This window comes from Micromonospora sp. NPDC093243, assembly GCF_044753725.1.
Taxonomy (GTDB): domain Bacteria; phylum Actinomycetota; class Actinomycetes; order Mycobacteriales; family Micromonosporaceae; genus Micromonospora.
In genome coordinates this window covers 897,573-920,929 of the sequence record NZ_JBIVNT010000002.1, presented here as the reverse complement: position 1 = coordinate 920,929, position 23,357 = coordinate 897,573, and the positions used below count along the sequence as shown (strand labels likewise).

At 71.2% G+C, this 23,357-nt stretch carries 21 protein-coding genes and 1 pseudogene; 9 read left to right on the top strand and 13 right to left on the bottom strand.

Annotated elements, in window-relative coordinates; translation table 11 throughout:
* Positions 1-12 precede the first annotated feature (12 nt).
* From ACIP9D_RS09135 to ACIP9D_RS09125, 3 genes are all read right to left on the bottom strand, one after another.
* A complete protein-coding gene (locus tag ACIP9D_RS09135) occupies positions 13-1,155 on the bottom strand; it encodes a geranylgeranyl reductase family protein (protein ID WP_400449586.1) in 1,143 nt (380 codons plus the stop codon).
* A 250-nt stretch (positions 1,156-1,405) separates the two neighbouring features.
* The gene (locus ACIP9D_RS09130) at positions 1,406-2,257 is read right to left on the bottom strand and encodes a hypothetical protein (protein WP_350867328.1); all 852 of its coding nucleotides are present in this window, start codon (positions 2,255-2,257) and stop codon (positions 1,406-1,408) included.
* A 37-nt stretch (positions 2,258-2,294) separates the two neighbouring features.
* Positions 2,295-4,139, bottom strand: coding sequence for a phosphoenolpyruvate carboxykinase (GTP) (locus ACIP9D_RS09125; protein WP_350867330.1), 1,845 nt, complete (start codon positions 4,137-4,139; stop codon positions 2,295-2,297).
* A gap of 139 nt (positions 4,140-4,278) precedes the next feature.
* Between ACIP9D_RS09125 and ACIP9D_RS09120 the strand changes: the two are divergent.
* Positions 4,279-5,129, top strand: a pseudogene (locus tag ACIP9D_RS09120) (GtrA family protein).
* 63 nt (positions 5,130-5,192) lie between these two features.
* A complete protein-coding gene (locus ACIP9D_RS09115; RefSeq protein ID WP_350867332.1) occupies positions 5,193-5,906 on the top strand; it encodes a GtrA family protein in 714 nt (237 codons plus the stop codon).
* A gap of 152 nt (positions 5,907-6,058) precedes the next feature.
* On the opposite strand, the gene ACIP9D_RS09110 is transcribed toward ACIP9D_RS09115, so the two are convergent.
* Both ACIP9D_RS09110 and ACIP9D_RS09105 read right to left on the bottom strand, forming a co-directional pair.
* A complete protein-coding gene (locus tag ACIP9D_RS09110) occupies positions 6,059-6,631 on the bottom strand; it encodes a PH domain-containing protein (protein WP_350867334.1) in 573 nt (190 codons plus the stop codon).
* Between the two features lie 148 nt (positions 6,632-6,779).
* The gene (locus ACIP9D_RS09105; protein WP_350867336.1) at positions 6,780-7,655 is read right to left on the bottom strand and encodes a biotin--[acetyl-CoA-carboxylase] ligase; all 876 of its coding nucleotides are present in this window, start codon (positions 7,653-7,655) and stop codon (positions 6,780-6,782) included.
* Positions 7,656-7,759: 104 nt separating this feature from the next.
* Between ACIP9D_RS09105 and ACIP9D_RS09100 the strand changes: the two genes are divergently transcribed.
* Positions 7,760-9,343 (top strand): acyl-CoA carboxylase subunit beta, encoded by a 1,584-nt coding sequence (locus ACIP9D_RS09100; protein WP_350867338.1) that lies wholly within the window; start codon positions 7,760-7,762, stop codon positions 9,341-9,343.
* Between the two features lie 104 nt (positions 9,344-9,447).
* On the opposite strand, the gene ACIP9D_RS09095 is transcribed toward ACIP9D_RS09100, so the two are convergent.
* The 4 genes from ACIP9D_RS09095 to ACIP9D_RS09080 form a co-directional block, all read right to left on the bottom strand.
* A complete protein-coding gene (locus tag ACIP9D_RS09095; RefSeq protein WP_350867340.1) occupies positions 9,448-10,311 on the bottom strand; it encodes a hypothetical protein in 864 nt (287 codons plus the stop codon).
* Positions 10,304-10,804, bottom strand: coding sequence for a SigE family RNA polymerase sigma factor (locus ACIP9D_RS09090; protein ID WP_350867342.1), 501 nt, complete (start codon positions 10,802-10,804; stop codon positions 10,304-10,306). The genes ACIP9D_RS09095 and ACIP9D_RS09090 overlap by 8 nt, the downstream gene beginning before the upstream one ends.
* Before the next feature lie 62 nt (positions 10,805-10,866).
* Positions 10,867-11,850 (bottom strand): 2-dehydropantoate 2-reductase N-terminal domain-containing protein, encoded by a 984-nt coding sequence (locus tag ACIP9D_RS09085; protein WP_350867343.1) that lies wholly within the window; start codon positions 11,848-11,850, stop codon positions 10,867-10,869.
* A 110-nt stretch (positions 11,851-11,960) separates the two neighbouring features.
* Positions 11,961-12,704, bottom strand: coding sequence for a M50 family metallopeptidase (locus ACIP9D_RS09080; protein ID WP_350867345.1), 744 nt, complete (start codon positions 12,702-12,704; stop codon positions 11,961-11,963).
* A 211-nt stretch (positions 12,705-12,915) separates the two neighbouring features.
* Here ACIP9D_RS09080 and ACIP9D_RS09075 point away from each other — a divergent pair, with 211 nt between their 5' ends.
* Entirely contained in the window at positions 12,916-13,671 is a 756-nt protein-coding gene (locus ACIP9D_RS09075) for a GH25 family lysozyme (protein WP_350867346.1), read from the top strand.
* Positions 13,672-13,781: 110 nt separating this feature from the next.
* On the opposite strand, the gene ACIP9D_RS09070 is transcribed toward ACIP9D_RS09075, so the two are convergent.
* Positions 13,782-14,024 (bottom strand): hypothetical protein, encoded by a 243-nt coding sequence (locus ACIP9D_RS09070; protein ID WP_350867347.1) that lies wholly within the window; start codon positions 14,022-14,024, stop codon positions 13,782-13,784.
* A gap of 89 nt (positions 14,025-14,113) precedes the next feature.
* Positions 14,114-16,135 carry a protein kinase domain-containing protein gene (locus tag ACIP9D_RS09065; RefSeq protein ID WP_350867348.1) on the bottom strand — a complete coding sequence of 674 codons (2,022 nt, stop codon included), beginning with the start codon at positions 16,133-16,135 and terminating at the stop codon, positions 14,114-14,116.
* A 91-nt stretch (positions 16,136-16,226) separates the two neighbouring features.
* Between ACIP9D_RS09065 and ACIP9D_RS09060 the strand changes: the two genes are divergently transcribed.
* From ACIP9D_RS09060 to ACIP9D_RS09040, 5 genes are all read left to right on the top strand, one after another.
* On the top strand, positions 16,227-16,439 hold the full coding sequence (locus ACIP9D_RS09060; protein WP_350867349.1) for an acyl-CoA carboxylase epsilon subunit: 213 nt from the start codon (positions 16,227-16,229) through the stop codon (positions 16,437-16,439).
* A gap of 87 nt (positions 16,440-16,526) precedes the next feature.
* A complete protein-coding gene (locus ACIP9D_RS09055; RefSeq protein ID WP_350867350.1) occupies positions 16,527-16,982 on the top strand; it encodes a hypothetical protein in 456 nt (151 codons plus the stop codon).
* Positions 16,983-18,501: 1,519 nt separating this feature from the next.
* Positions 18,502-19,560 (top strand): type VII secretion-associated serine protease mycosin, encoded by a 1,059-nt coding sequence (mycP, locus tag ACIP9D_RS09050; RefSeq protein ID WP_350868766.1) that lies wholly within the window; start codon positions 18,502-18,504, stop codon positions 19,558-19,560.
* Positions 19,561-19,659: 99 nt separating this feature from the next.
* Positions 19,660-20,316: a nucleoside triphosphate pyrophosphatase gene (locus tag ACIP9D_RS09045; RefSeq protein WP_350867351.1), complete on the top strand. Its 657-nt coding sequence runs from the start codon at positions 19,660-19,662 to the stop codon at positions 20,314-20,316.
* Positions 20,317-20,325: 9 nt separating this feature from the next.
* Complete coding sequence (locus tag ACIP9D_RS09040) at positions 20,326-20,979, top strand: O-methyltransferase (RefSeq protein ID WP_350867353.1); 654 nt, start codon at positions 20,326-20,328, stop codon at positions 20,977-20,979.
* Between the two features lie 171 nt (positions 20,980-21,150).
* Here the strand turns inward: ACIP9D_RS09040 and ACIP9D_RS09035 are convergent, their stop codons facing one another.
* Together ACIP9D_RS09035 and ACIP9D_RS09030 are read right to left on the bottom strand one after the other, a co-directional pair.
* Positions 21,151-22,530 carry an MFS transporter gene (locus tag ACIP9D_RS09035; protein ID WP_350867355.1) on the bottom strand — a complete coding sequence of 460 codons (1,380 nt, stop codon included), beginning with the start codon at positions 22,528-22,530 and terminating at the stop codon, positions 21,151-21,153.
* 61 nt (positions 22,531-22,591) lie between these two features.
* Positions 22,592-23,347 carry an ABC transporter permease gene (locus tag ACIP9D_RS09030; protein ID WP_350867357.1) on the bottom strand — a complete coding sequence of 252 codons (756 nt, stop codon included), beginning with the start codon at positions 23,345-23,347 and terminating at the stop codon, positions 22,592-22,594.
* Positions 23,348-23,357 lie beyond the last annotated feature (10 nt).

Sequence of the window (23,357 nt, the reverse complement as noted above, 5' to 3'; positions counted from 1 at the left end):
CTGCTGGTGGGATCACCGCCTCGGAGGCTGATCCGGCCGCGCGAGACCGATGCCGATCATGCCGAGAGTGCGCGCGTCCAGCCGTCCGTCGCCGAGTCCCAGCTCCACGACGCTGCGGTAGACCCGGTCGTCGCGCCGGGCGGCCCGGATCGCGGCGTCGACCACCCGGCGGTGCCGGGCCAGCCAGGCCGCCATCGAGCTGTGCCGCAGGTGCGCACCGAGCCGGCGGCGCAGGTTGTCGGTGTACCGCGCGGCGGCGCGCCCCGGCGACCCGGCCGCCGCGGCGCCGGCCAGCGCTCCGGAGAGCAGGGCGTAGAAGATCCCTTCGCCGGTGAACGGATTGATCAGTGACAGCGCGTCACCGGCCAGCAGCACCCGCCCCCGGCCGGGCGACGGCCGGTGCGTCGACAGCGGCAGGTGGTGGGCGCGCAACCCGTCGACGGCGGCCGGGTCCGTCCCGGGCAGCAGCGCGGCGAGCCGGTCGAGCAGGTGCTCCCGAGTCAGCGGCTCGCCCCGCAGCACCTCCCCGTACCCGATGTTCGCCCGCCCGTCGCCGATCGGGAAGGACCAGGCGTACGCGGGCCAGCGGGCGTCCGCGGTGACGATGAGCTGCTCCGGCGGCCCGGGCCGGGCGGCCGCGTACCCCCGCATGGCCAGCGCCAGATGGCGGTCCGGGTTCACCGGATGCCCGAGCGCCCGCCGGACCACCGACCCGGCGCCGTCCGCGCCGACCACCACCCGCGCGGCCAGCTCCCCGTCGAGCACCACCCGGTCGTCGCGCTGCTCGACCCGGCGGACGGCGTGCCGGCGCAGCTCCGCGCCGGAGGCCACCGCCGCGGCCACCAGCCGGGCGTCGAAGACCTCCCGGGGCACCGTGTACGCCGGCCGGGGCAGCGTCCGGGCGACGGTGTCGCCGCCCGGGCCGACCAGCCGCAGCGCCGGCAGCGGGCGGTACCCGGCCACCGCGTCCCGCACCCCCAGCTCGTCGAGGACGTCCAGCGCGTGCGCGGCGATGCCGTCCCCGCATGCCTTGTCCCGGGGGAAGTCGGCCCGGTCCAGCAGCAGCACCCGGGCACCGCCCCGGCGGGCCGCCAACGCGGCGGCCGACCCCGCCGGACCTGCCCCGACCACCACCACGTCGAATTCGTCGCTCATCGCGTCGCCCTCCTTCGGCAGCATCTGCGGCCCACCGCCCCCGGCGTGGCCCCCGCAGTTCCCGACCGGCGCCCGCCGAGCCCCATCCTCCCCGGTCAGCGGGCACCATCGCCGATACCGCACCGGAAGTTCTTCGATCCCTGCACCGTGCGGCGACGGACGTCGTCCCGATCCGGCTGGCCCCAGGCGCGTCGATGCTGTCGACCTGCCCCATATCCGGGGCACGAGGTCAGGGTCGGCCAGCGGCGGGTCAGCCGGTCTGCTCGGCGCGGTTCGCGCGCCAGAGCCCGTAGAGCGCCACCCCGGCGGCGGCCACCAGCGGGCCGCCGTCGCGGATCAGCCCGTCCAGGCCGAGCAACCACTGGCAGAGCGGCAGGTCGACGGCGAGCACCACCGCGGTCACGGCCGCCAGCAGGCCCCGGGCCCAACGCCGACCACGCATGAGGAAAGCGGTGCAGAAGAGCACCGCGTAGCTGGCCACGATCCCGGCGCCGAACCAGAGCAGCACGGCCGGCACCGCGACCAACCGCCCGTCCAGCACCGCGCCGCCGGCGATCAGCGCGGGTACCAGCATGAGCGGGCTGTAGGTGAACGCCGCCACCCGGCTGGTGAGCAGCCAGCCGCTGGCCTCCGGGCGACGCGGTGGCACCTCGCGCCAGGAGATGCCGGCGCGGTCGATGACCAGCCGGGGCCGGTGCCTGACCAGATGGTCGGCGAGCGCCGGGGAACGGTAGAGCAGCCAGACCACTGCCACGCAGAGCGCGCTGAGCAGGGCGAAGCCGAATATCCCGGGCAGCGGCGGCACCCCCTGCCGGGGCACGATCAGCCGGCCGACGGCGAAGACCGTGGTCACGGCGAGGATCAGCCCGAACGGCCGGGCCACCGTCCTACCGCGACGGACGTGCCCGATCAGCACCAGGAAGCCGAGCGAGCGCAGCATCGCCCAGCCGGTCCGGACCGCGAGGCCGAAGCCCTGCTCCGGGGCGTACCACCAGTTGAGCAGCTCGATCACGACGGTCGCCGCCGCCGTGACCGCGAGCAGCGAGGTCAGCGCCCGGACGGCGGACGGCCGCCGGACCTCGGTCTCGGCGGCCGTCCTCATGGGATCCGATGATGCCCCGCGCGGGCAAGCGGTACACCTACCGCTGCGGCTGCTCCGCGTCGAGCCGCGCGCGCAGCGCGTCCAACTCCGCCCAGAGGACTCCGGGCAGCTTGTCGCCGAACTTCTCGAACCACTCGGTGACCAGCGGCAGCTCGTTGCGCCACTCGTCCGGGTCGACCTTCAGCGCGATCCGGACGTCCTCCGGGGTCATGTCGAGACCGTCGACGTCCAGCGCGTCGGGCGCCGGCACCATGCCGACCGGGGTCTCCACCGCGTCGGCCCGTCCCTCGATCCGCTCGACGACCCACTTGAGCACGCGGGAGTTCTCGCCGAAGCCCGGCCAGAGGAAGTTGCCCTCCGGGTCCTTACGGAACCAGTTGACGTAGTAGATCTTCGGCAGCTTGGCCTCGTCGCCGTCGGCGCCCTTGCCCATCTCGATCCAGTGCCGGAAGTAGTCCCCGGCGTGGTAGCCGATGAACGGCAGCATCGCCATCGGGTCCCGCCGCACCACGCCGACCGCGCCGGACGCGGCGGCGGTGGTCTCCGAGGAGAGCGTGGCACCCATGTAGACGCCGTGGACCCAGTCGCGGGCCTCGGTCACCAGCGGGATGGTGTCCTTACGACGGCCGCCGAAGAGGATCGCGTCGATCGGCACGCCGTTCGGGTCGTAGTAGTCCTCGGCCAGGATCGGGCACTGGGTGATCGGGGTGCAGAACCGGCTGTTCGCGTGCGAGGAGAGGCTGTCGGTCTCCGGCGTCCAGTCGTTGCCCTTCCAGTCGATCAGGTGCGCCGGCGGCTCGCCCATGCCCTCCCACCAGACGTCACCGTCGTCGGTGAGGCCCACGTTGGTGAAGATGGAGTTGCCCCGGTCGAGGGTGCGCATCGCGTTGGCGTTGGTCTTCCAGTCGGTGCCCGGCGCGACGCCGAAGAGGCCGTACTCCGGGTTGACCGCGTAGAGGCGCCCGTCCTCACCGAACCGCATCCAGGCGATGTCGTCGCCGATGGTCTCGACCTTCCAGCCCGGGATCGTCGGCTCCACCATCGCCAGGTTGGTCTTGCCGCAGGCGGACGGGAACGCGCCTGCGATGTGGTAGACCTTGCCCTCCGGCGAGGTGATCTTGAGGATCAGCATGTGCTCGGCGAGCCAGCCCTCGTCGCGCCCCATCACGCTGGCGATCCGCAGCGAGTAGCACTTCTTGCCGAGCAGCGAGTTGCCGCCGTAACCGGACCCGTACGACCAGATTTCCCGGGTCTCCGGGAAGTGCGAGATGTACTTGGTCTCGTTGCACGGCCAGGCCACGTCCTGCTGGCCGGGGGCGAGCGGCGCGCCGATCGAGTGCAGCGCGTGCACGAAGTCGGCGTCGGTCCCCATCGCCTCGAGGATCGACGCGCCCATCCGGGTCATGATCCGCATCGAGGCGACCACGTAGGGGCTGTCCGTGATCTCGACGCCGAACATGGGGCTCTCGGACTCGACCGGCCCCATCACGAACGGGATGACGTACATCGTCCGGCCCCGCATCGAGCCGCGGTAGAGGTCCGTCATCGTGCGCTTCATCTCGGCCGGCGCCATCCAGTTGTTGGTGGGGCCGGCGTCCGCCTCGTCGACGGAGCAGATGTAGGTGCGTTCCTCGACCCGGGCGACGTCCGACGGGTCAGTGCGCGCGTAGAACGAGTTCGGCTTCTTCTCCGGGTTGAGGCGGATCAGGGTGCCGGCCTCCACCAGCTCATCGGTGAGGCGGCGCCACTCCTCGTCGGACCCGTCCACCCAGACCACCCGCTCGGGGGTGGTCAGTTCCGCGACCTCACGGACCCAGGCAAGAAGTTTGGGATGGGACGTCGGGGCCTGATCGATACCCCGAACAACAGCCGGAGCAACCATGACACATCTCCTTGTGGTCGACGCTGACCGATCTATGGGATGCACGAGTCTTGGCGGGCGGGAACCGCGTCGCCATCGTGGAAACCTGGGATTGCGCTCAGCGTAAACCGGGCAGCCTCCCGAGTCAGTGGGACTGGTTGTGAAGAACTGCACAAGGTACGGCCACGCTGCGACATCGCGAGCTGATACCCGTTTTTCCGCGCAGTTTCACGCAAATCTTGCGGTGGACCTTCCACCGCGCCTGGATCGCGCGGCACACATCGAGTACCCGCACGGCTGGCGTCGATGCCTCCCGGATCGCCGAATCCGGTCCGGATCCGCAGTCCCTGCGGTTACGCTCTGTTCATGTCCATCGCGGACGCCGCGCGGCCCGCCCGTGCCGGCCGCCCCTGCTCGCCGTTGCTACCCGTGCGACGTGTCAGCAGCCGGTAGGCTCGGCGGGTGGCCGCGACGATGACCGGAGAGCAACCGGGCTCTCCGCAGACCCGCACGGGTCTGATCGGCGCCCTGCTGAACCGGTTCGGTCACCTCATCCACGAGCTGAGCAAGTTCGCCACCGTGGGCGGGGTCGCCTTCCTGCTCGACTTCGCGCTCTTCAACTACCTGACCACCATGCGGGGCATGGAGCAGGTGACCGCGAAGACGATCTCCACCGTGATCGCCGCGACGATCGCCTTCCTTGGCAACCGGTTCTGGACCTGGCGGCACCGCCAGCGCAACAACCCGGCGCGCGAGTACGCGCTGTTCTTCTTCTTCAACGCCGTCGGGCTCGGCATCGCGGTGGCCTGCCTCGCCATCAGCCGCTACGGGCTGGGCAGCATCTGGCCGGAGGTCTTCCAGACCCCGCTGGCCGACAACATCGCCAGCTTCATCGTCGGCACCGGGCTCGGGACGCTGTTCCGATTCTGGTCCTACCGACGGTTCGTCTTCGTGGAAGCGGGAACCCCAACCGTTCCGGAAGTGAAGCACGACCGAGACCACGGGGCGTGACCTGCCGCCCATCCCGTCCGGCCGGAGCCTGCCGGCTAAACCGACTGCCCTAAGGTGTTCCGCATGCGTCTTGTCCGTCTGCTGCCTGAGCGCTGGCAGAAGTTCATCCACGAGGCGCTCAAATTCGGCATCGTCGGCGGCATCAACACCGTCATCAATTACGCGGTGTTCAATGCCCTGGCACTGACAGTTTTCGTCGACGGTCAGCTGAAGGCGACCGTGATCGCCACCGTGGTGGCGACGATCACGTCGTATCTGATGAATCGTCACTGGACGTACCGGGACCGACCCAAATCGGCGCTACGGCGCGAGTACGTCCTGTTCTTCCTCTTCAACGCGACAGGTCTCTTCATCGAGCTGGGCGTACTCGCCGCAGCCAAGTACGGCCTCGGCGTGAACAGCCTGCTGGCGTTGAACGTGGCGAAGACCGGCGGTGTCCTGCTGGCCACCCTGTTCCGGTTCTGGTCCTACCGGACGTTCGTCTTCCAGCCGGCTCCCGCGCCGGAGGAGGAGAACTGGCACCGCATCCCACGTGACGAGTGGGACACCATGGCCGAGATGGATCCGGTCGCCGAGCTGGCCGAGTCGGTCTCCGAGCTCGAGGAGTCCGAGCCGTCGGTTGGCCAACCAGGAGCGGCGACCGGAGCCGGCCAGCCCGGCGCGCCCACCCAGGGGCGCCCGGGCGTCATGGACGCTCGCCTGGCCGGTACGGATCTGGACGCGGAGCTGGCCGCCGAACTCCAGGCCGCCGCCACCCGCCGCTCGCCCCGCCGCTGACCAACCCAACCCACGCGAGAGCCCCCGGCCGCTTCGGCCGGGGGCAACTGCGTTGATCATGAAGTTATTGCCACCGGGCACGGCGTGTCGGGACAACAACTTCATGATCAACGCGGACGAACGCGCGGACGAAACGCGCGGGGACGGGTGGGTTAGGCGGTGGGGTCGCGGAGGGGCTTGCCCTCGCGCATGTCGGCGAGGATCTCCCGCATCTCGCCGTCGCCCAGGGAGTGCTTGTCGTGGTGGGCCTCGACCAACTCGTAGAGCTTGGTCTGCACCTGGCCCACCCGGGGCACGTCGGTGAGCACGGACTGCCCGCGCTCGCCGGCCGACTCGATGGTCAGCGTCCCGCAGCCGAGCAGCCGCTCGACGAAACGCTGGTTCATCGCGTGGTCGTTGATCCGGGTGAGCGGGATGTCCCGCCGATCCCGGGAGAACACGCCCTGCTGGAGCAGCACCCGCTCGTTCGTGAACAGATAGTGCGTGGTGCGCCAGACCAGGAACGGCCAGAGCGCGAGCCAGAGCACCGCCACCAGGGCGATGACGCCGATCACGGCGAGCGCGATCGAGCCACCGCCGCCCGCGGGCAGCAGGAGCACGCCGACCACCACCGCGGCGACGGCGAGCACCAGCACCGCGACCGGCCGGATCAGCGCCTTCCAGTGCGGATGCAGGTGCAGCACGACGTGCTCGTCCTCGGTGAGCACGTCTTCGGGGAACGCCACGGAAACCTCCTCGCAGGAACGGACGCGCTGACCGTAACCGGTCACGGCGCGACGGGCCATCAGCCGCGCGGCCGGCACCGACCCAGCGAGGTGATCTTGCGCGCTCCGCTCACCGGCGCACGACCGCACCCCGTGCCGGAGCCGGCACTCAGCGCAGGTGCAGCACGTCCCCGGCGGCGAGATGACGCTCGCCGTCGGCGGTGTCGACCACCAGTTGGCCGTCCGGGTCCACCCCGGTGGCCGTGCCGGTCAGCTCCTGCCCCCCGGGCAGCAGCACACGTACCGGGCGACCGACCGTGGCGCAGGCGGCGAGGTAGGCCTCCCGCAGGCCGCTGGCCGTCGCGTCCCCACCGGCCGTGCGCCAGCGGTCGTACCAGTCGGCGACCGAGCGCAGCAGCGCCCGCAGCAGCGGGTCACGGTCGGTGGCCGTGGCCCCGGCCAGTCGCAGCGAGGTTGCCGGCAGCCCGGTCGGGTTCTCCGGCAGCTCGTCGGCGCGGAGTGTCACGTTGAGCCCGATGCCGAGCACGATGGCCGGCGGCGCGGCCGGCGACCCACCGGGCACCGCCTCGAGGAGCACACCTGCGCACTTCGCGCCGTCGATGAGCAGGTCGTTCGGCCACTTCAGCACCGCATCCAGCTCGGCCAGCCGGGTCACCGCCTCCACGAGCGCGACCCCGGCGAGCAGCGGCAGCCAGCCGTACCCGGTGGGTGGCGCCGGCGACCAGCCGCGCTCGGCGACGGCCTCGCCGGGCCGGAGCAGCACGCTGGTCGCGATGCCCGCCCGCGGCGGCGACTGCCAGACCCGGCCGCGCCGGCCACGGCCGGCGGTCTGCCGCTCGGCGACCACCACCAGCCCCTCCGGCTCGCCGGCCCGGGCCGCCTCGGCCACGTCGGCGTTGGTGGAGCCGGTCTCGGCCCGCAGCTCCAGCCGGGCCCACGGGCCGTAGGGGGCGACCAGCGCCCGCCGCAGCCGCGCCGCCGAGAGCGGCGGGCGGTCCAGATCGGTGTACGGCGAGCCCGGCATTCCGCCAGCCTACGGCGCACCCCGCGCCTACCTGCGGCCCCTCGGCGCAGAGCTGAGGCGAACTGCACAACGGCGCCGACCTGAACCATCGTTATATTCCCTGGGTGACTACCGAGACCGGGATCAACATCCACAGCACCGCGGGCAAGCTGGCGGACCTGGAGCGCCGGGTCGACGAGGCGGTGCACGCCGGGTCGGCGCGCGCGGTCGAGAAGCAGCACGCCCGGGGCAAGAAGACCGCGCGGGAGCGGATCGAGCTGCTGCTCGACGAGGGCTCCTTCGTCGAGCTCGACGAGCTGGCCCGGCACCGGTCCACCACCTTCGGCCTGGAGAAGACCCGCCCGTACGGCGACGGCGTGGTGACCGGCTACGGCACCGTCGACGGCCGGCAGGTCTGCGTCTTCGCCCAGGACTTCACGGTCTTCGGCGGCTCCCTCGGCGAGGTCTTCGGCGAGAAGATCGTCAAGGTCATGGACCTGGCCATGAAGATCGGCTGCCCGGTGGTCGGCATCAACGACTCCGGCGGCGCCCGGATCCAGGAGGGCGTGGCCAGCCTCGGCCTCTACGGCGAGATCTTCTTCCGCAACGTCCGCGCCTCCGGGGTCATCCCGCAGATCTCGCTGGTGATGGGGCCCTGTGCCGGTGGGGCGGTCTACTCCCCGGCGGTCACCGACTTCACCGTGATGGTCGACCAGACCTCGCACATGTTCATCACCGGCCCGGACGTCATCAAGACGGTCACCGGCGAGGACGTGGCGATGGAGGAGCTGGGCGGTGCCCGCACCCACAACTCGCGCAGCGGCAACGCGCACTACCTCGCCAGCGACGAGGACGACGCGATCGAGTACGTCAAGGCGCTGCTGTCGTACCTGCCGTCGAACAACCTCGACGAGCCGGTGGTCTACCCCGCCGACGCCGACCTGGAGATCACCGACGAGGACCGGGAGCTGGACACGCTGATCCCGGACTCGGCCAACCAGCCCTACGACATCCACCGGGTGATCGAGCACGTGCTGGACGACGGGGAGTTCCTGGAGGTCCAACCGCTCTACGCGCAGAACATCGTGGTCGGCTACGGCCGGGTCGAGGGGCGGCCGGTCGGCGTGGTGGCGAACCAGCCGATGCACTTCGCCGGCACGCTCGACATCGCCGCCTCCGAGAAGGCCGCCCGGTTCGTCCGCACCTGCGACGCGTTCAACATCCCGGTGCTGACGTTCGTGGACGTTCCCGGCTTCCTGCCCGGCACCGGGCAGGAGTGGGACGGCATCATCCGCCGGGGCGCCAAGCTCATCTACGCGTACGCCGAAGCCACCGTCCCGAAGGTCACCGTGATCACCCGCAAGGCGTACGGCGGGGCGTACGACGTGATGGGCTCCAAGCACCTGGGCGCGGACCTGAACTTCGCCTGGCCGACCGCGCAGATCGCGGTGATGGGCGCGCAGGGGGCGGTCAACATCCTCTACCGGTCGGAACTGGCGGGCGCGGACGACCCGGCCGCACTGCGGGCCGAGAAGATCGCCGAGTACGAGGACACGCTTGCCAACCCGTACGTGGCCGCCGAGCGCGGATATGTCGACTCGGTCATCCCGCCGCACGAGACCCGCACCCAGATCGTCCGGGCGCTACGCGTACTGCGCACGAAGCGGGAGACCCTGCCCCCCAAGAAGCACGGCAACATCCCGCTGTAGACCCCGCCGCCCACGGCAAGATCCGCGCAACTTCAGGGAAACTGCGGCCTCCCGCGGCCCGGAGGCGACACTTTCCCTGAAGTTGTGCGGGATCAACGGCGGGCTCAGCAGCTTGGGTTCGCCGCCTGACACAACCGTCCGGCCGCCACCGTGGCGAGCTGGAGCAGCTCGGACTCGGTGCCGGATCGCCCGAGGCCGAGCACCGCGACGAGGTCACCCACCCGGATGATCGCCTTGTAGGTCGGCTGGGGCACGTCGCCGAACGTCTCGCCGGTCTTCACATCGCGGGCCCCGGACACGACGTGTTGCACCATGGCGGCATCGTCCCCCGCGAAGTCTCGCTGGACGATCCGCCACTGGTGTACCGCCTCCGCCGTGCCGGCCCGCCCCTTCGACTCGTACGGCCCGACGCTGCGCCACTGCACGCACGGGGCGATGATCTGGTCGAGGTCGGCGAGAAACGCCTTGGCCCCCTCCGGCGTGAGTCGGTAGACGTCCTGCATCGCCAGCACGTCGCCGGGCGCGAGGTCGACGCCGTCCCGCCGCTCGGTCAGGAGGGTCTGCGATCGCGACCATCGGGACGGCCAGGTCTGCGCCAGCCCCTGGCTCGTCCGGCAGGCGCCGAGCATGTCGTCGATCCGGATCGGCTCCGCCAGCCCCGACCCGGTGAGCTGGGTATCCGCCGACGCCAGCCCGAGATCGGCCGGCCGGAGCAGAGCCTCTGTTGTGATCTCCGCACGGACGGGCACGCTCGGATCGACCGAGGCGGTCGGGGGTGTCGAGAATCGACCCGGTGCGACGACCCCGATGGCGGAGGCTGCGGCGAGCGCGAGCACCGCGGTCGACGCGGCCATCACCTTGTGACGGCTGCGGCGGCGGGCCTGGGCCCGGATCTCCTCCGGGCCGGGCCAGCGCACGTCACGCAGGTCCCGCTGTACCTTCTCGACGAACGTCAGGTCGTCACGCATCAGCGGCCTCCTCAAGGTCAGAGACGGCGAGCAGCCCGGCGAGCGCGGCGCGCCCCCGGGAGAGGCGGGCCTTGACGGTGCCCACCGGGGCGTCGGTCTCCCGGGCCACCTCGGCGACCGGCATGCCGAGCAGGTAGTAGAGCGCGATCGCGGTGCGTTGCTCCTCGGGGAGCCGGCGTAACGCGGCGACCACCTCGACCGTCTCGGTGCCCGGGCCCGGGGTGGTCTCGACGCTGCCGTGCCGCAGGTAGGCCCGGGCCCGGCTGCGCAGGCTGCGCCAACGGCTCACCGCGATCCGGGCGGCGACCACCCGGGTCCACGCCTCCGGGTCGTCGTAGCCGCTCACCGTCGACCAGCGCTGCCAGGCCCGGATGTACGCCTCCTGGACCGCGTCCTGAGCCTCGGAGAGATCTCCGGTGAGCACGTAGACGAAGCCGAGCAGCCGTTGTCGGCTACCTCGGTAGAACTCGTCGAATCCCTCGACGTCCGGCACCTGGCTACCTCCCCGTGGCGGTCGCAGTGGACACGCGCCGGCCGGTGCGGGCGGTTGCCTGCTCAGCCGAGCAATTTCGCCAGCTCCACCCGGGGGAACTCGCCGGCCGGGATCCGCTCCCGCGCCGCGCGGCGTACCGCCTGCTGCACTGCGGCGTTGGCCGGCGTCGGTACGCCGTGCAGCCGGCCGAGGAGCACGACCTCGCCGTTGAGGTGGTCGGTCTCGACCGAGCCGACGCCCCGGGCCAGGCTCTGCCAGGTGGAGCCACCGGCCCGCTGTTCGCCGCCGACCGGCCGGTGCTGCACGAGGTCGCCCCGCTGGGAAGTCTCCTCGTCCTGGCTGGTGTGCGCGATCCCGGCCGCGGCGAGCACCGCCTCGCCCTCGGCCCGCACCCGGCCGGCCAACTCCTCCGGGATGTCCCGACCGAGGAGCGCCTGAAGTCCGTTGCCCAGGTTGCCGAGCAGCTTGCCGTACTTCCAACGCATCACGTCCGGCCGGACCGGCGCTACGAAACCGGCGGCCGTCAGCTCGGCGGCGACCGCGCGGTCGGTGTCGTCCGATCCGGACGGGTGGCGGCCGAGGTGCAGCATCCCCGGGTGCGGGTGGCCGTTGGCCACCACCACCCCCGGCTCCAGGTGGGTGGCAGGCAGCCAGACGCACACCCCGTGTACCCGGGCGAAGAGCCGCAGCGCGGTGGACTCGTTCGCCACCCCGTTCTGCGCGGTGAACAACGGCAGGCGTTCGCCGGCCGTGCCGCCGCCGACCACCGGGGCGTCCACCCAGGTGGCCAGCGCCGTCGCGGTGTCCTGCGACTTGACGGTGAGCACCAGCACGGTGTCGGCGGGCAACGGCCGCCCGTCCGGGGCGTCGACCGCGGGCAGCCGCACGGTCAGCTCCTGCTCCGGCTGGCGCAGGGTCAGCCCCCGCTCCCGGATCGCCGCCAGATGCGCGCCCCGGGCCACCAGGGTGACCTCGTGTCCCGCCTCCGCCAGCCGCACACCGATCGTCCCGCCAACCGCCCCGGCCCCGATGATCACATATCGCATCCGCCCATTCTGCCTCGCGCCCACACCGTCGATCATGGACTTGTGGTGCCCGGGTTGTCCCGTCGCATGGCTTACGTGAGGCACCACAACTGCATGATCGATGCGATCCGTTACAGGGTGAGGCCGGCGTCGGTCAGGATGGGGCCGGTCAGGAGCAGGGCGCCGACCACCAGCACGACCAGGTTGACCAGGGCGAAGAGGGTGACCCAGAAGAACGGCGGGAACGGGGTGAGCCCGGCGAGCTGGTCGGCGTCGGAGGCGGGCATCCGCCCCCGCGCGCGCAACCGCTGCAGTTCCACCACCGGCCGCACGCCGCCGAGCAGCAGGAACCACACCCCGGTGTACGCGAACGCCGCCTGCACCTGCGGCGAGGCGTACCAGGACACGGCGAGCACCACGCCGCCGGTGACCAGCAGCGAGACCACGCCGAAGGCGTTGCGGATCATGACCAGCATGGCGAGCAGCAGCACAACAGCCACCCAGAGAAGCAGCGTGATCCGGTTGCCGCCGAGCAGCCACGCGCCGGCCAACCCGACCAGCGGCGGGGCGATGTATCCGGCGAGCAGGGTGAGGATCATGCCGGGCCCACTCGGCCGGCCGGCGGAAAGGGTCAGCCCCGAGGTGTCCGAGTGCAGTCGGATGCCGCGCAGTTTCCGGCCGGTGAGCAGGGCGACGAGGGCATGACCGCCCTCGTGGGCGATGGTGATCGCGTTACGGGCGACCCGCCAGGGCAGGCGGGTCGAGACCACCAGCAGCGCGATGAGCGCGGTGAGCAGCACCAGCAGTGGCGGCGGGTCGGGCTGCGCGCTGATCAGCCGGTCCCAGAGGTTGGTCAGCCCGTCGAACGACACCATGGGGCGCGAGCCTACCGGCCCACACGCTCGTCGCCAGGTCCCCACCCGACGGGGCGATCACGCCCGTCACGGGCTGTGCGGCGACCGGCACAAGGCGTCGATGACGGAGCCTGCCGCGCCGCCGTCAATGAAAGTTTCTTTAACCCCTCTTGTGTTCATGGGCGATTACCTCCAAAGATGGGCATCAATCGATGGCTACTTGGAGGGACCCATGACCCCCACCAGATCTCCGCTGCGTCGGCTCCTCGCGGCCGGCCTCACCGTCCTCGCCACCGCGGCCGCCGGGCTCGTCGCCACCGCCGGCCCGGCCGCAGCCGCCACCACCCCCGGCATCGACGTCTCGCGCTACCAGGGCAGCATCAACTGGACGAGCGTGCGCAACGCCGGCATCCAGTTCGCCTTCATCAAGGCCACCGAGGGTACGAGCTACAAGGACCCGAACTTCAACGCCAACTACGTCAACGCGTACAACGCGGGGGTGATCCGCGGGGCGTACCACTTCGCCCGGCCCAACATCTCCTCCGGCGCGGTCCAGGCGAACTACCTGGCCTCCAACGGCGGCGCCTGGTCTGCGGACAGCCGCACCCTCCCCGCGGCGCTGGACCTGGAGGCAAACCCGTACAGCGGCGGCTACTGCTACGGCCTCAGCACCACCGGCATGCGCAACTGGGTGCAGGACTTCCTCAACACCTACCGCTCGCGCACCGGCCGCTACGCGGTCATCTACACCACGACCAGCTTCTGGAACCAGTGCACCGGCAGCTGGACCGGGCCGTGGGCGAACCACCCGCTCTGGGTCGCCCGCTGGGCCAGCGCTCCCGGCACCCTGCCGGCCGGCGCGCCCGTCTGGAGCTTCTGGCAGTACACCAGCACCGGCACCGTCTCCGGGATCAGCGGCAACGTCGACCGCAACTACTGGAACGGTGACCGCACCCGGCTGATCGCGCTCGCGAACAACACCGCCTGATCCGCCCGGCCCGGCAGTTGGCGGCAGCGGGATCGGCTGTCACCGTACGGTTGACAACTGGTCCGGCTGCCGCCACGCCACCTATGCGGCTCAGTCTCGACGCCGGTCGGTCAGGCCCGGCGCCGGCTGCCCATCGGCACCGCGACCCGGGCGGGAACCGCCTCCTCACGGACCAGGGCCCCGCGCCGCATCAGCAGCCGGGCACTCACCCCGGCGACGGTGACGGCCACGACGCTGAACAGCGCGATGAGCACCGGGATCCCGATGCTGGCCAGGACCAGGATCGCGTCGCCGAGCGCGACGAGCATCCACAGTGCCAACCGCGGCCGGGTGTCCCTCCGTCGGTAACTCATGTCGTACCTCCTTCCGTCGTCGAGGATCAGGTACCCCGAACGACGGAAGGCCATGCGAATCAGTTTCGTGCGGATGCGATTCCCGCTGATCAGTCCTTGCGGTCCGGCACGAACCCGTTCGCGATCCGATCGAAGTTCGGCAGGTTGGCCGCCCAGTCCTTCTCGGCGACCTCCCACCGGAGCGCGTAGCCGCGGTTGCTGGCGGTCACGAAGCCGCGGTTACGGACGTGGATCCGGGTGCCGTCCCGGCTCTCCAGCCACTCCCAGTCCGCGCAGGTCTTCCAGAAGTCGCAGCGCTTGATGCTCAGGTACTGGTAGTTGTTGACGAGCTTCTTGCGGTCCGGCTCGATCCGCTTCCAGTCGGCGTACGCGTCCGACTTCGGCGTGCCCGTCCACTGGACCAGCAGCTCACCGACCCCGTTCGACTGGTCGAAGACGATGGTGGTGGAGTCGACCTGGCGACGCACCCAACCGTCGGGCAGTGGCAGGGCGAAGCCGACCGGGTCCTTGTGCAGCTTCCAGCCCGGCGGCAACGCATTGGGGTCGACGGACGGGGTCGCCGAGGGAGTGGCGCTGGGCGCCCCGCTGGTCGGCGGTGGGGCGGCCGGCGCGGAGGTCTGCGGTGCCGCCGACGGCGAGCTGGCGCTACCGCCGTTGGCCTGCGGGGCCTTGCCGTCCTCGGGGTCGTCACCGCTGGACAGCAGCGGCACGACAATCGCGAGGCCGAGCAGCAGGACGGCGACCAGCACGCCGATCAGCAGATTGCGTCGCTTCCGGTCGGCCGGCGCCCCGGTGGGCAACGGGATCGGCGCCCGCCCGGCCGGCGCGGCCGACGGACTGACCGGCAGCACCGAGGTCGGATTGGCCGCCCCGGCCGGATCCGCCGGGACCTGCTCGGCCACCGCCGTCGGCTCGTCGCCGGGCTCGTCGGTCGCGGTCGCGTCGGATCGCGTGTCCGTCGGGGCCGGGGACGTGAGTGCCGAGGCCGGTGACGTGGGTGCCTCGAGCTTGCTTGTCGGGTCGGCGTCGGCCGTCGGTCGGTCCACCTTCGCGGTCGGCGCGGCGTCGGCGCTGGCCGGGACCTTCGTCGTGACGTCGTCCGCACCGACCGCGGCGGCCGGGGCCGCCGCGGCGGCAGCCGCCGCCGGGGGCGTGCGAGGCGCCGGCGGAGCGGCCGGCGGGTCGACCCGCTCGGGCGGGCGCGGGGCCGGCACCACGGCCGGGCGAGGCAGGCGCGGACCGTTGGGCCCCGGCCGGCGTACGCCGTCGAGCAGCGAGATGCCCCGCGAACGCTTGCCGTCGGCCCGACGCAGCAACCGTTCCGCCACCTCGGCGGTGATCCGCTCGGTCGGGTCCTTGCGCAGCAGGCCCTGCAGCACCGGCTTCAGCGGTCCGGCGTTCTTCGGCGGCGGCATCGGCTCGGTGGCGAGCGCCGCGAGAGTGCCGATCGCCGACGGCCGCGCGTACGGCGACTTGCCCTCGACCGCCGCGTAGAGCGTGGCGCCCAGCGACCAGAGGTCAGCCTCCGGCCCGGCGGTGCCGTCGCGGGCCCGTTCCGGCGCGATGTAGGCGGGTGAGCCGAGCACCATGCCGGTGCGGGTCACGTTCGGGTCGCCCGGGATGGTGGCGAGACCGAAATCGGTCAGCACCACCCGGCCGTCGTCGCCGAGCAGCACGTTGCCCGGCTTGACGTCCCGGTGCATGACCCCGGCCTTGTGCGCGGCCTTCAACGCGCCGAGCACCCCGAGGCCGATGTCGATCGCGCGGGCCGGCGTGACCGGGCCGGACTCGGCGAGAGTGTCCTGCAACGACTTCGACGCGACGTACTCCATGACGATCCACGGATCGCCGTCGGTACGCAGCACGTCGAAGATGCGCACGACGTTGACGTTGTTGAGCCGGGCGATCGCCCGAGCCTCGCGCAGCGAGCGTTCCCGCATTTCACGGCGCTCGTCATCGGTGAGGCCGGGCGGCGGGACCAATTCCTTGATCGCCACGTCCCGGTGCAGCACCTCGTCGCGCGCCTTCCACACCCGACCCATGCCGCCCTGACCGAGCGGCGAAATAAGCCGGTAACGGTCAGCGACGAGTTGGGGAAGCGCGTTCGACATCGCTGAGACGGTACCCGGCGGGCGTGACACTCACACCGCCGGCACGCCACTGTGCGGCGAAGGTCAAGTTCTGGACGCGTACCCTGGCCGCATGTCTGCCGAAGAGCCGCTGTTCCGGGTCGTTCGCGGCGTGCCCACCGCCGAGGAACTGGCCGCGCTGGTAGGCGCGATCGTGGCGCGTACCCGGCCGGCCACCGCGCCCGCGCCGGTGGCCGCGTCCGCCTGGGCGCGCAGCGGACGACCGACCGGCGCGGCACCCGCTGCGGGTGCCGGCGCCTGGCGCGCCTCCGGCCTGCCCCGCTGATCCCATCGGCGGTCCGGGGCTGCCAGGGTCGGCCCTAGCGGCTAACCTCACTCAGGGAAACGGTGCCGTGACGGTGGGGGAGGATCGATGATCCCTGAGGAGGGCCGCCCAGCGGCCTGGCTGAGCGGCTACGGCGGCATCGAGGCCGACATTCGCCAGCTGCGCGAGTTCGCCGACCGGCTCACGGCCGAGGTGGAGCGCAACTATGCGCCACACCTGTCCTACATCGCCGACGACATGAAGGCCCCGCTGCCCAATCCGTGCGACGCCTTCATCGAGCTGGTCAACTTCCTGCGCGCACATCACGAGACCCAGCAGGCGGCCGTCGACATGGTCTGGGGCGTCCAGGGCGCCACCGGCCACCTGGCCGCTGCCGCGGGCACAGTCGCCGACCACTACGCCGGCACCGACGCCTTCTCCGCGGCCCGCGTGGTCGACGTCGAACACGCCCTCACCAGCCCCGGCACGGTGGTGCCCGCCGCCCCGTCGGTGGTCCTGCGCGACCCGACCGCGCCCGACGACGGCTCGGTGGTGCTGCCGTGATCGAACGGGGCAGCGGCCGCACCTCCGGTCTCACCGACTGGCACCTGATGGACGTGAACAGCATGTGGGCCTGCCTGCAGGACCACGACACCACCAACCACTGGAAGCAGGTGGCCGGCTGGCGCAAGGTCTGCGACCTGGCGCAGACCCACCTGAGCCGGCTCCAGGAATACCGCCGCGGCCTCGCCGAGGCCTGGCCGCCCGCAACGAACGCGGCCTCCCGCGCCTACCTCGCCGAGCTGGACGAGCTGATCGACAAGGTCCAGCGCACCCACGACGCCGCCGCCACCAACTACACCGCGCTGGCCGCCGCGACCCAGGCCATCAGCGGCACCCGCACCGCGCTTCAAAAGATCCACGAGGTGTACGCGGCCAAGCTCCAGCAGAAGCAGGCGTACGAGGCGACCGCCGCCGACCCGAAGGCCGCCATGGGCAGCCGAGTGCCCGACCAACCCGTGACCGACGCCGACCTGGAAACCCTCAACGTCCAAGCGCGCGGCATCATGTACGGCCTCAGCAGCGAACTCCAACACGCCCAAGTAGCACTCCGCCAACCACCTCCACCACCACCACGGCCGGGGCATCAGACCAGCGACCCGGACGTTTATGGTGGCCATGGAGCGACGCCGGTCATACCCCCGATCGTGCCGGTTCCGATGACTAACAACACTGCTTCGCCGGGGCCGAAGTCCGACGCATCAAGGAGCCCGGTCCCGACACCGAAGGCTCCCACCACCGGCCCTGTACTCGGAGGCGCAGGGCCAGGGCTGGCACCTTCGCCGGTTGGCCAAGGCCCGACTGCGGCGTCAGCGCCTCCATCCCCCACGCCGATTGCTGGTGCTACTGCCACGCCAGCTCTACCGCCCGGGGCCCCTCCCCGGCTTCCCGCCACTGGATCTTTTCCGATAGAGCCCGGGTCAATGGGCCGACCGGTAAGCGGAGGCGGAGGTGGCTTCCCACCTTCGACGCCACCCGTCACCGCTCGACCGATGGCGCCGGGAGGACTGATCGGCGGCGCGCCCGGCATGGGCCTGGGCCAGCCGGGCACTGGATCCAACCCTCCACGTCGAATCAACCCTGTAGGTGGGGTGATCGGTGGCGGCGGCGCCGGTACCGCTCCCGCCGGAGGCGCTGGCTCCCGGCCCGGAATGGGTCGCGGGCTCGGGTCGGCCCATAGCCTGCCACCGATCGGCGGCAGTCCCGGGATGACTGGCAGCAACGGCATGGGTCGTGGTCCCAATCAGGCACCTGGCCGATTGGGTCGTCAAGAGCAAGCGAGCGACAAGCCCCAATGGGATCCAGACAACCCATGGGAGACCGGTAAAGGCGTGCCTCCAGTGGTCCGCCCCCCAGACGAGGAGGGGCCGATAGATCCAGGTCCAGCTATCGGCCTGAGCAGGTGAAGTTGCGCGTTGATCGGGCGGCGCTATCAGTCTTGCCTCTCGTAGTGACAGTTCTGCTCCCACCCTTTCCAGCCAAAGCGCATACCCAGAATCAAGCCCCCAAGCCTGACGGTGCAATGTCAATTCGCACCGATCAGTGGCACCTTCGATACTTGAATATTGAAGATGCGCAAAAGGTCAGCCAGGGTGAGGGCGTTATCGTCGGCGTGCCCGACACAGGAGTAGATCCCCACCCTGACTTACGGAATAACCTGCTGCGGGGGGTCGACCTCGTCGCTGGCGGTTCCGGCGATGGCAGACATGACCCCAACAGCCACGGCACAAGCATGGCTGGTTTGATCGCCGCACATGGCAGCGACAAGGTTGGAGCACTCGGCATTGCGCCGAGAGCTAAGATTCTTCCAATTAGGTCGTCCACAGCCGACAACTTTGGTGAGGCAGACAATTTGGCGGCGGGCATAGAGTTCGCCGTCTCACAGAGTGCCCGGGTGGTCAGTATCTCCAGCGGAGGAACGTCTAGCCCACGCCTGGCAAGGGCGATCGAATCAGCAATTGCCGCGGACATTGTGGTAGTAGCGGCTGCCGGAAACACCACCCAAGGATCAGGCGTCGGTTACCCGGCTTCACATCGTGGCGTGATTGCGGTTGGGGGGGTTGACCGCAGCGGCATACATGCCACGGTCTCTGTAGTCGGGCCAGAGATCGACATAGCGGCACCCGCAGTAGATATCTACAGCACCAGTTACGACGGGAAGTATTCGAAGGGCACCGGCACCTCGGGCGCTACGGCGATTGTGGCGGGGGCGGCGGCGTTGATTCGGTCGAAGTATCCCTACCTCCCGGCCCGTGAAGTTGCGCACCGGCTTACTGCCACGGCGGTCGACAAGGGGCCGCCCGGGCGGGACGACGAGTACGGCTACGGCGTCATCGACATTGTGGCGGCGCTGACCGCAGACGTACCGCCGCTCGGGTTTGAGTCTGCGACGGCGAGTGCCACCGCCGGTGGCGACCCGAGTACGACGGGGGCGGCGGCGCCCTCCGACGAGGACAGTTCGGCCGCCACGGTCCGGGGGTTGGTCACGCTCGGGGTGATCGTGGCCGCGGGTACGACCTGGGTCGTCCTGGCCCGCCGGCGTCGGCGCGGGGATGATCCACCCCCGCGGATCAGTCACTGACCCGCGCTGGGATGACATCACCCGCAAGGGCGCTCGGCCGGCGACGTGTCGAGAGGTGGTGCCGCGCACGGCCGTGGGTCAGCCGGTAACGTCGGTCAGGTGCCTGATCAGCTGCCGCTCCGTCTCGTGCTCGCCTCGGCCAGTCCCGCCCGCCGCAAGATTCTCCAAGCCGCCGGCATCGAGCCGGATGTGCTGGTCAGCGGCGTCGATGAGTCTCTGGTGGTCACCGACCGGGCCGAGGAACTCTGCCTTGAGTTGGCCCGGCTGAAGGCGCAGGCGGTGCTGACCCGGCTGCGTCCGGCCACCGACCAGCGGACGCTGGTGATCGGCTGCGACTCGGTGCTCGGCTTCGACGGCGAGATCCTCGGCAAGCCGGCCGACGCGGCGGACGCGACCCAGCGTTGGCTGCGGATGCGGGGACGCAGCGGGGTGCTGCACAGCGGACACTGCCTGATCGACGTCACGGCGGGGCGGCGCGCCGAGGCGGTCGCCTCGACCACCGTCCACTTCGCCGACATCAGCGACCACGAGATCGAGACCTACGTTGCCACCGGTGAGCCGCTGGCGGTGGCCGGCGCGTTCACCATCGACGGGCTGGGCGGCCCGTTCGTCGAGCGGATCGAGGGCGACCAGAGCACCGTCGTCGGGCTGTCGCTGCCGCTGCTGCGCCGGCTCCTCGCCGAGTTGGACCTGCGGATCACGGACCTCTGGACGAAGGTCGCGCCGGGCGGCCAATCGGTCGAGCCGCTCGGTTAGCGTCCAGTCATGACCACGAAGTCGATCCCGCTCACCGACGACCTGCACGCGTACCTGGTCGGGCACGGATCTCCGCCGGACGAGATCATGCGCGACCTTGCCGAGGAAACCCGCGCCGCGCTCCCGGACGAGGCGACGATGCAGGTCGCGCCGGAGCAGGCCGCGTTCCTGACCTTCCTCACCAGGCTGCTGGGGGCCCGGCAGGCGGTCGAGGTGGGCACCTTCACCGGGCTCTCCTCGCTGGCGATCGCCCGGGGGCTGCCCGACGACGGTCGGCTGACCTGCTTCGACATCTCCGAGGAGTACACCGGCATCGCCCGCCGCTACTGGGCCCGGGCCGGGGTGGCCGACCGGATCGAGCTGCGCATCGGCCCGGCCGGGGACACCCTGCGTGAACTGCCGCACGAGCGCCACCTCGACTTCGCGTTCATCGACGCGGACAAGACGGGTTACCCGATCTACTGGGCGGAGTTGGTGCCCCGGATGCGGCCCGGTGGTGTCATCGCCGTGGACAACGTGTTGCGCGGCGGGCGGGTGCTCGCTCCGCAGAACGTCAGCGACCGGGCGATCGCCGCGTTCAACGACGAGGTGCTCGCCGACGTGCGGGTCGACGCGGTCATGTTGCCGATCGCCGACGGGCTCACCCTCGCCCGGGTGCACTGACCGGCTCCGACGCCCGGACCGGCACCGCCGCGACGGCCACCAGGCCGCCGACGAGCGATCAGCGCCGCCGGCAGTCGTTGATCCACTCGATTTCGGCGATATTGCGGTGTCCAGGCGGGTCGGACACCGCAATATCGCCGACCTTGTGTTGATCAGGCGTCGTGCGCCCGGTCAGCTCGTGAACACCGTCGCCGGCTCGCGCTCCGCGGTCGGGTGGGCGGCCCGCAGCGAGCGGCCGAGGCGGACGGCGAGCAGCGCAGCGACCGCGATGAACGCCGGGAGCAGCAGGAACGCCAGGTGCGGGCCGATCCCGTCGGCCACCCGGCCGAGCAGCACCGGGGCGATGCCAAAACCGATCCCCATCGAGTACGCCGACCAGCCCGCCGCCCGGTCGGCGGCCGGCCCGGCCACGGCGAGCGCGATCGAGATGGCCAGCGGATAGTGCAGCGCGTTGCCCAGGCCGAGCACGACCAGCCCGGCCACCGCCAGCCAGCCGATCGACGCGGACCAGAAGACGGCGAAGCCGGCCAGCGACATCCCCAGCGCCCCGAGCAGCAGCGGTACCGGCGGCAGCCGCAGCGCGATCCGGCCGCCGGCCAACCGGCCGAGGAACATCCCGCAGACGATCGCGGCGACGGCGGCGCTCGCGCTGCCGGCGCTCATGGCGGCGTGCGAGCGGAGCACGTCCGCGGTCCAGAGCGACAGGCAGACCTCGATCGAGCCGGTCACCGACATCAGCGTCCAGGCGATCCAGTACGGCCGGGGCAGCCGCCGGCCCACGTCGGCCGGTTCCGCCCGCCGCGCCACCATGGTCTCCTGCCCGCCAACGGCAGGACCAACGCCGACAACGGCAAGATCGGGGCCGGCATCAGCAAGGTCAGGGCCGGCAACGGCGAGGTCAGGGCCGCCAACGGCGAGGCCAGCGCCGGCAACGGCAGGATCGCCGCCGGCAGCCGCGGCATCGGCGCCGACAAGGGCAGAGGACGGCTTCGGCTGGCGTACCCGTGACGCCAGCGCGACGAGCCCGACCAGCGCGATCAGCCCGACCTCGACGGCCATCGCGGGCCGCCAGCCGAGCCCGGCGTCGACGCAGGCGCCGATCACCAACGGGGCGAGGATGCCCATGCCGGCGCAGGCGGCGTTCGCCTCGGCGAGCGCGGCGGGCGCGGCACGGCCGTGCTGGGCGACGAGCACCACGTTGACGCCGCTGATCACGGCCATGCCGAAGGTGGCGATCACGGCAACTGCGGCGAGGGTGGCGGGCAGCGCGCGGAGGGTGCCGAACGCGGCTACGCCGACGGCCACGCCGGCCAGACCGGTCCAGATCGCGGGGCCCCGACCGATCCGGCCGGCCAGCGGGGCGAAGAGCGCGCCGCCGATCAGCGAGCCGACCGCGATGGCGGTGCTGTGCAGCCCGGCTACGGCGGCGCTGGTGCCCTGTTCGTCGCGGAGCAGCGGGACGACCGGGCCGAAGCCGTAGAGGAAGAAGCCCCACAGGCCCAGTTGGGCGTAGGCCAACCAGGTGATCTGGTCACGGGTGAGGCGGGGCACGGGCCTTACGCTACAAGCGCCGGCCCGATGCCCCGCCTCGACTGAGAGGCAGCTCTCCCGATCAGCGGACGCTGCGGGCGAACTGCCGGGCCGCCCAGTAGACGCCGGCGACGGCGAGGACCGCGGTGATGGTCAGCCCCTGCCAGACCTTGTCGTTGGCCAGGTCGCCGGCGAAGAGCGCGCGGGTGCCGTCGACCGCCCAGGAGAACGGGTTCCAGTCGGCGATGCCCTGCAGCCAGCCCGGCGCGAAGGTGAGCGGCAGCAGGATGCCGGAGAGCAGCAGCACCGGCTGGGCGACGGTGTTCATCAGCGGCGCCAGGGCGTCCTCGCTCTTGACCTTCAGTGCGACGCCGTAGGAGACGGCCGAGGTCATCAGGGCGATCAGCGCGAGCATCAGGTAGGCCAGCAGCAGGTCGCCGAGCACCACCCGCAGGTCGAAGAGGAGCGCGAGCAGCGTGATGATGACCGCCTGCACCAGCAGCGAGACGACGTCCCGCAGCGAGCGGCCGAGCAGCAGGGCGAGCCGGCTGACCGGGGTGACCCGGGACCGCTCGATGACCCCGGCGCGCAGTTCGGCGATCAGGCCGAAGCCCTGGAACAGGCCGCCGAAGATGGCCAGCAGCACCAGCAGGCCGGGTACGAAGATCTTGTAGGCCTCGGCCTGGGTCGGCGCGTTCAGCGCCGGCTTGAGCAGCGGGGCGAAGAGCAGCAGGTACATCACCGGCTGGAAGACGCCGACGAAGACCCAGACCGGGTTGCGCAGCAGCAGTTGGAACTGGCGCTCGAAAATGAGCCAGGTGTCGCGGGCGAGTTTCATCAAGGTCTCC

Bases quoted from the DNA above. Each gene is read 5' to 3' on its own strand.
- ACIP9D_RS09115 (WP_350867332.1), top strand. From the start codon at position 5,193: ATGCGTCTTGTCCGTCTGCTGCCTGAGCGCTGGCAGAAGTTCATCCAC.
- ACIP9D_RS09130 (WP_350867328.1), bottom strand. From the start codon at position 2,257: ATGAGGACGGCCGCCGAGACCGAGGTCCGGCGGCCGTCCGCCGTCCGG.
- ACIP9D_RS09105 (WP_350867336.1), bottom strand. From the start codon at position 7,655: ATGCCGGGCTCGCCGTACACCGATCTGGACCGCCCGCCGCTCTCGGCG.
- ACIP9D_RS09065 (WP_350867348.1), bottom strand. From the start codon at position 16,135: ATGTCGAACGCGCTTCCCCAACTCGTCGCTGACCGTTACCGGCTTATT.
- ACIP9D_RS09080 (WP_350867345.1), bottom strand. From the start codon at position 12,704: ATGGTGTCGTTCGACGGGCTGACCAACCTCTGGGACCGGCTGATCAGC.
- ACIP9D_RS09060 (WP_350867349.1), top strand. From the start codon at position 16,227: ATGTCTGCCGAAGAGCCGCTGTTCCGGGTCGTTCGCGGCGTGCCCACC.
- mycP (WP_350868766.1), top strand. From the start codon at position 18,502: ATGTCAATTCGCACCGATCAGTGGCACCTTCGATACTTGAATATTGAA.
- ACIP9D_RS09085 (WP_350867343.1), bottom strand. From the start codon at position 11,850: ATGCGATATGTGATCATCGGGGCCGGGGCGGTTGGCGGGACGATCGGT.
- ACIP9D_RS09135 (WP_400449586.1), bottom strand. From the start codon at position 1,155: ATGAGCGACGAATTCGACGTGGTGGTGGTCGGGGCAGGTCCGGCGGGG.
- ACIP9D_RS09030 (WP_350867357.1), bottom strand. From the start codon at position 23,347: ATGAAACTCGCCCGCGACACCTGGCTCATTTTCGAGCGCCAGTTCCAA.
- ACIP9D_RS09125 (WP_350867330.1), bottom strand. From the start codon at position 4,139: ATGGTTGCTCCGGCTGTTGTTCGGGGTATCGATCAGGCCCCGACGTCC.
- ACIP9D_RS09095 (WP_350867340.1), bottom strand. From the start codon at position 10,311: ATGCGTGACGACCTGACGTTCGTCGAGAAGGTACAGCGGGACCTGCGT.
- ACIP9D_RS09040 (WP_350867353.1), top strand. From the start codon at position 20,326: ATGACCACGAAGTCGATCCCGCTCACCGACGACCTGCACGCGTACCTG.
- ACIP9D_RS09055 (WP_350867350.1), top strand. From the start codon at position 16,527: ATGATCCCTGAGGAGGGCCGCCCAGCGGCCTGGCTGAGCGGCTACGGC.
- ACIP9D_RS09075 (WP_350867346.1), top strand. From the start codon at position 12,916: ATGACCCCCACCAGATCTCCGCTGCGTCGGCTCCTCGCGGCCGGCCTC.
- ACIP9D_RS09070 (WP_350867347.1), bottom strand. From the start codon at position 14,024: ATGAGTTACCGACGGAGGGACACCCGGCCGCGGTTGGCACTGTGGATG.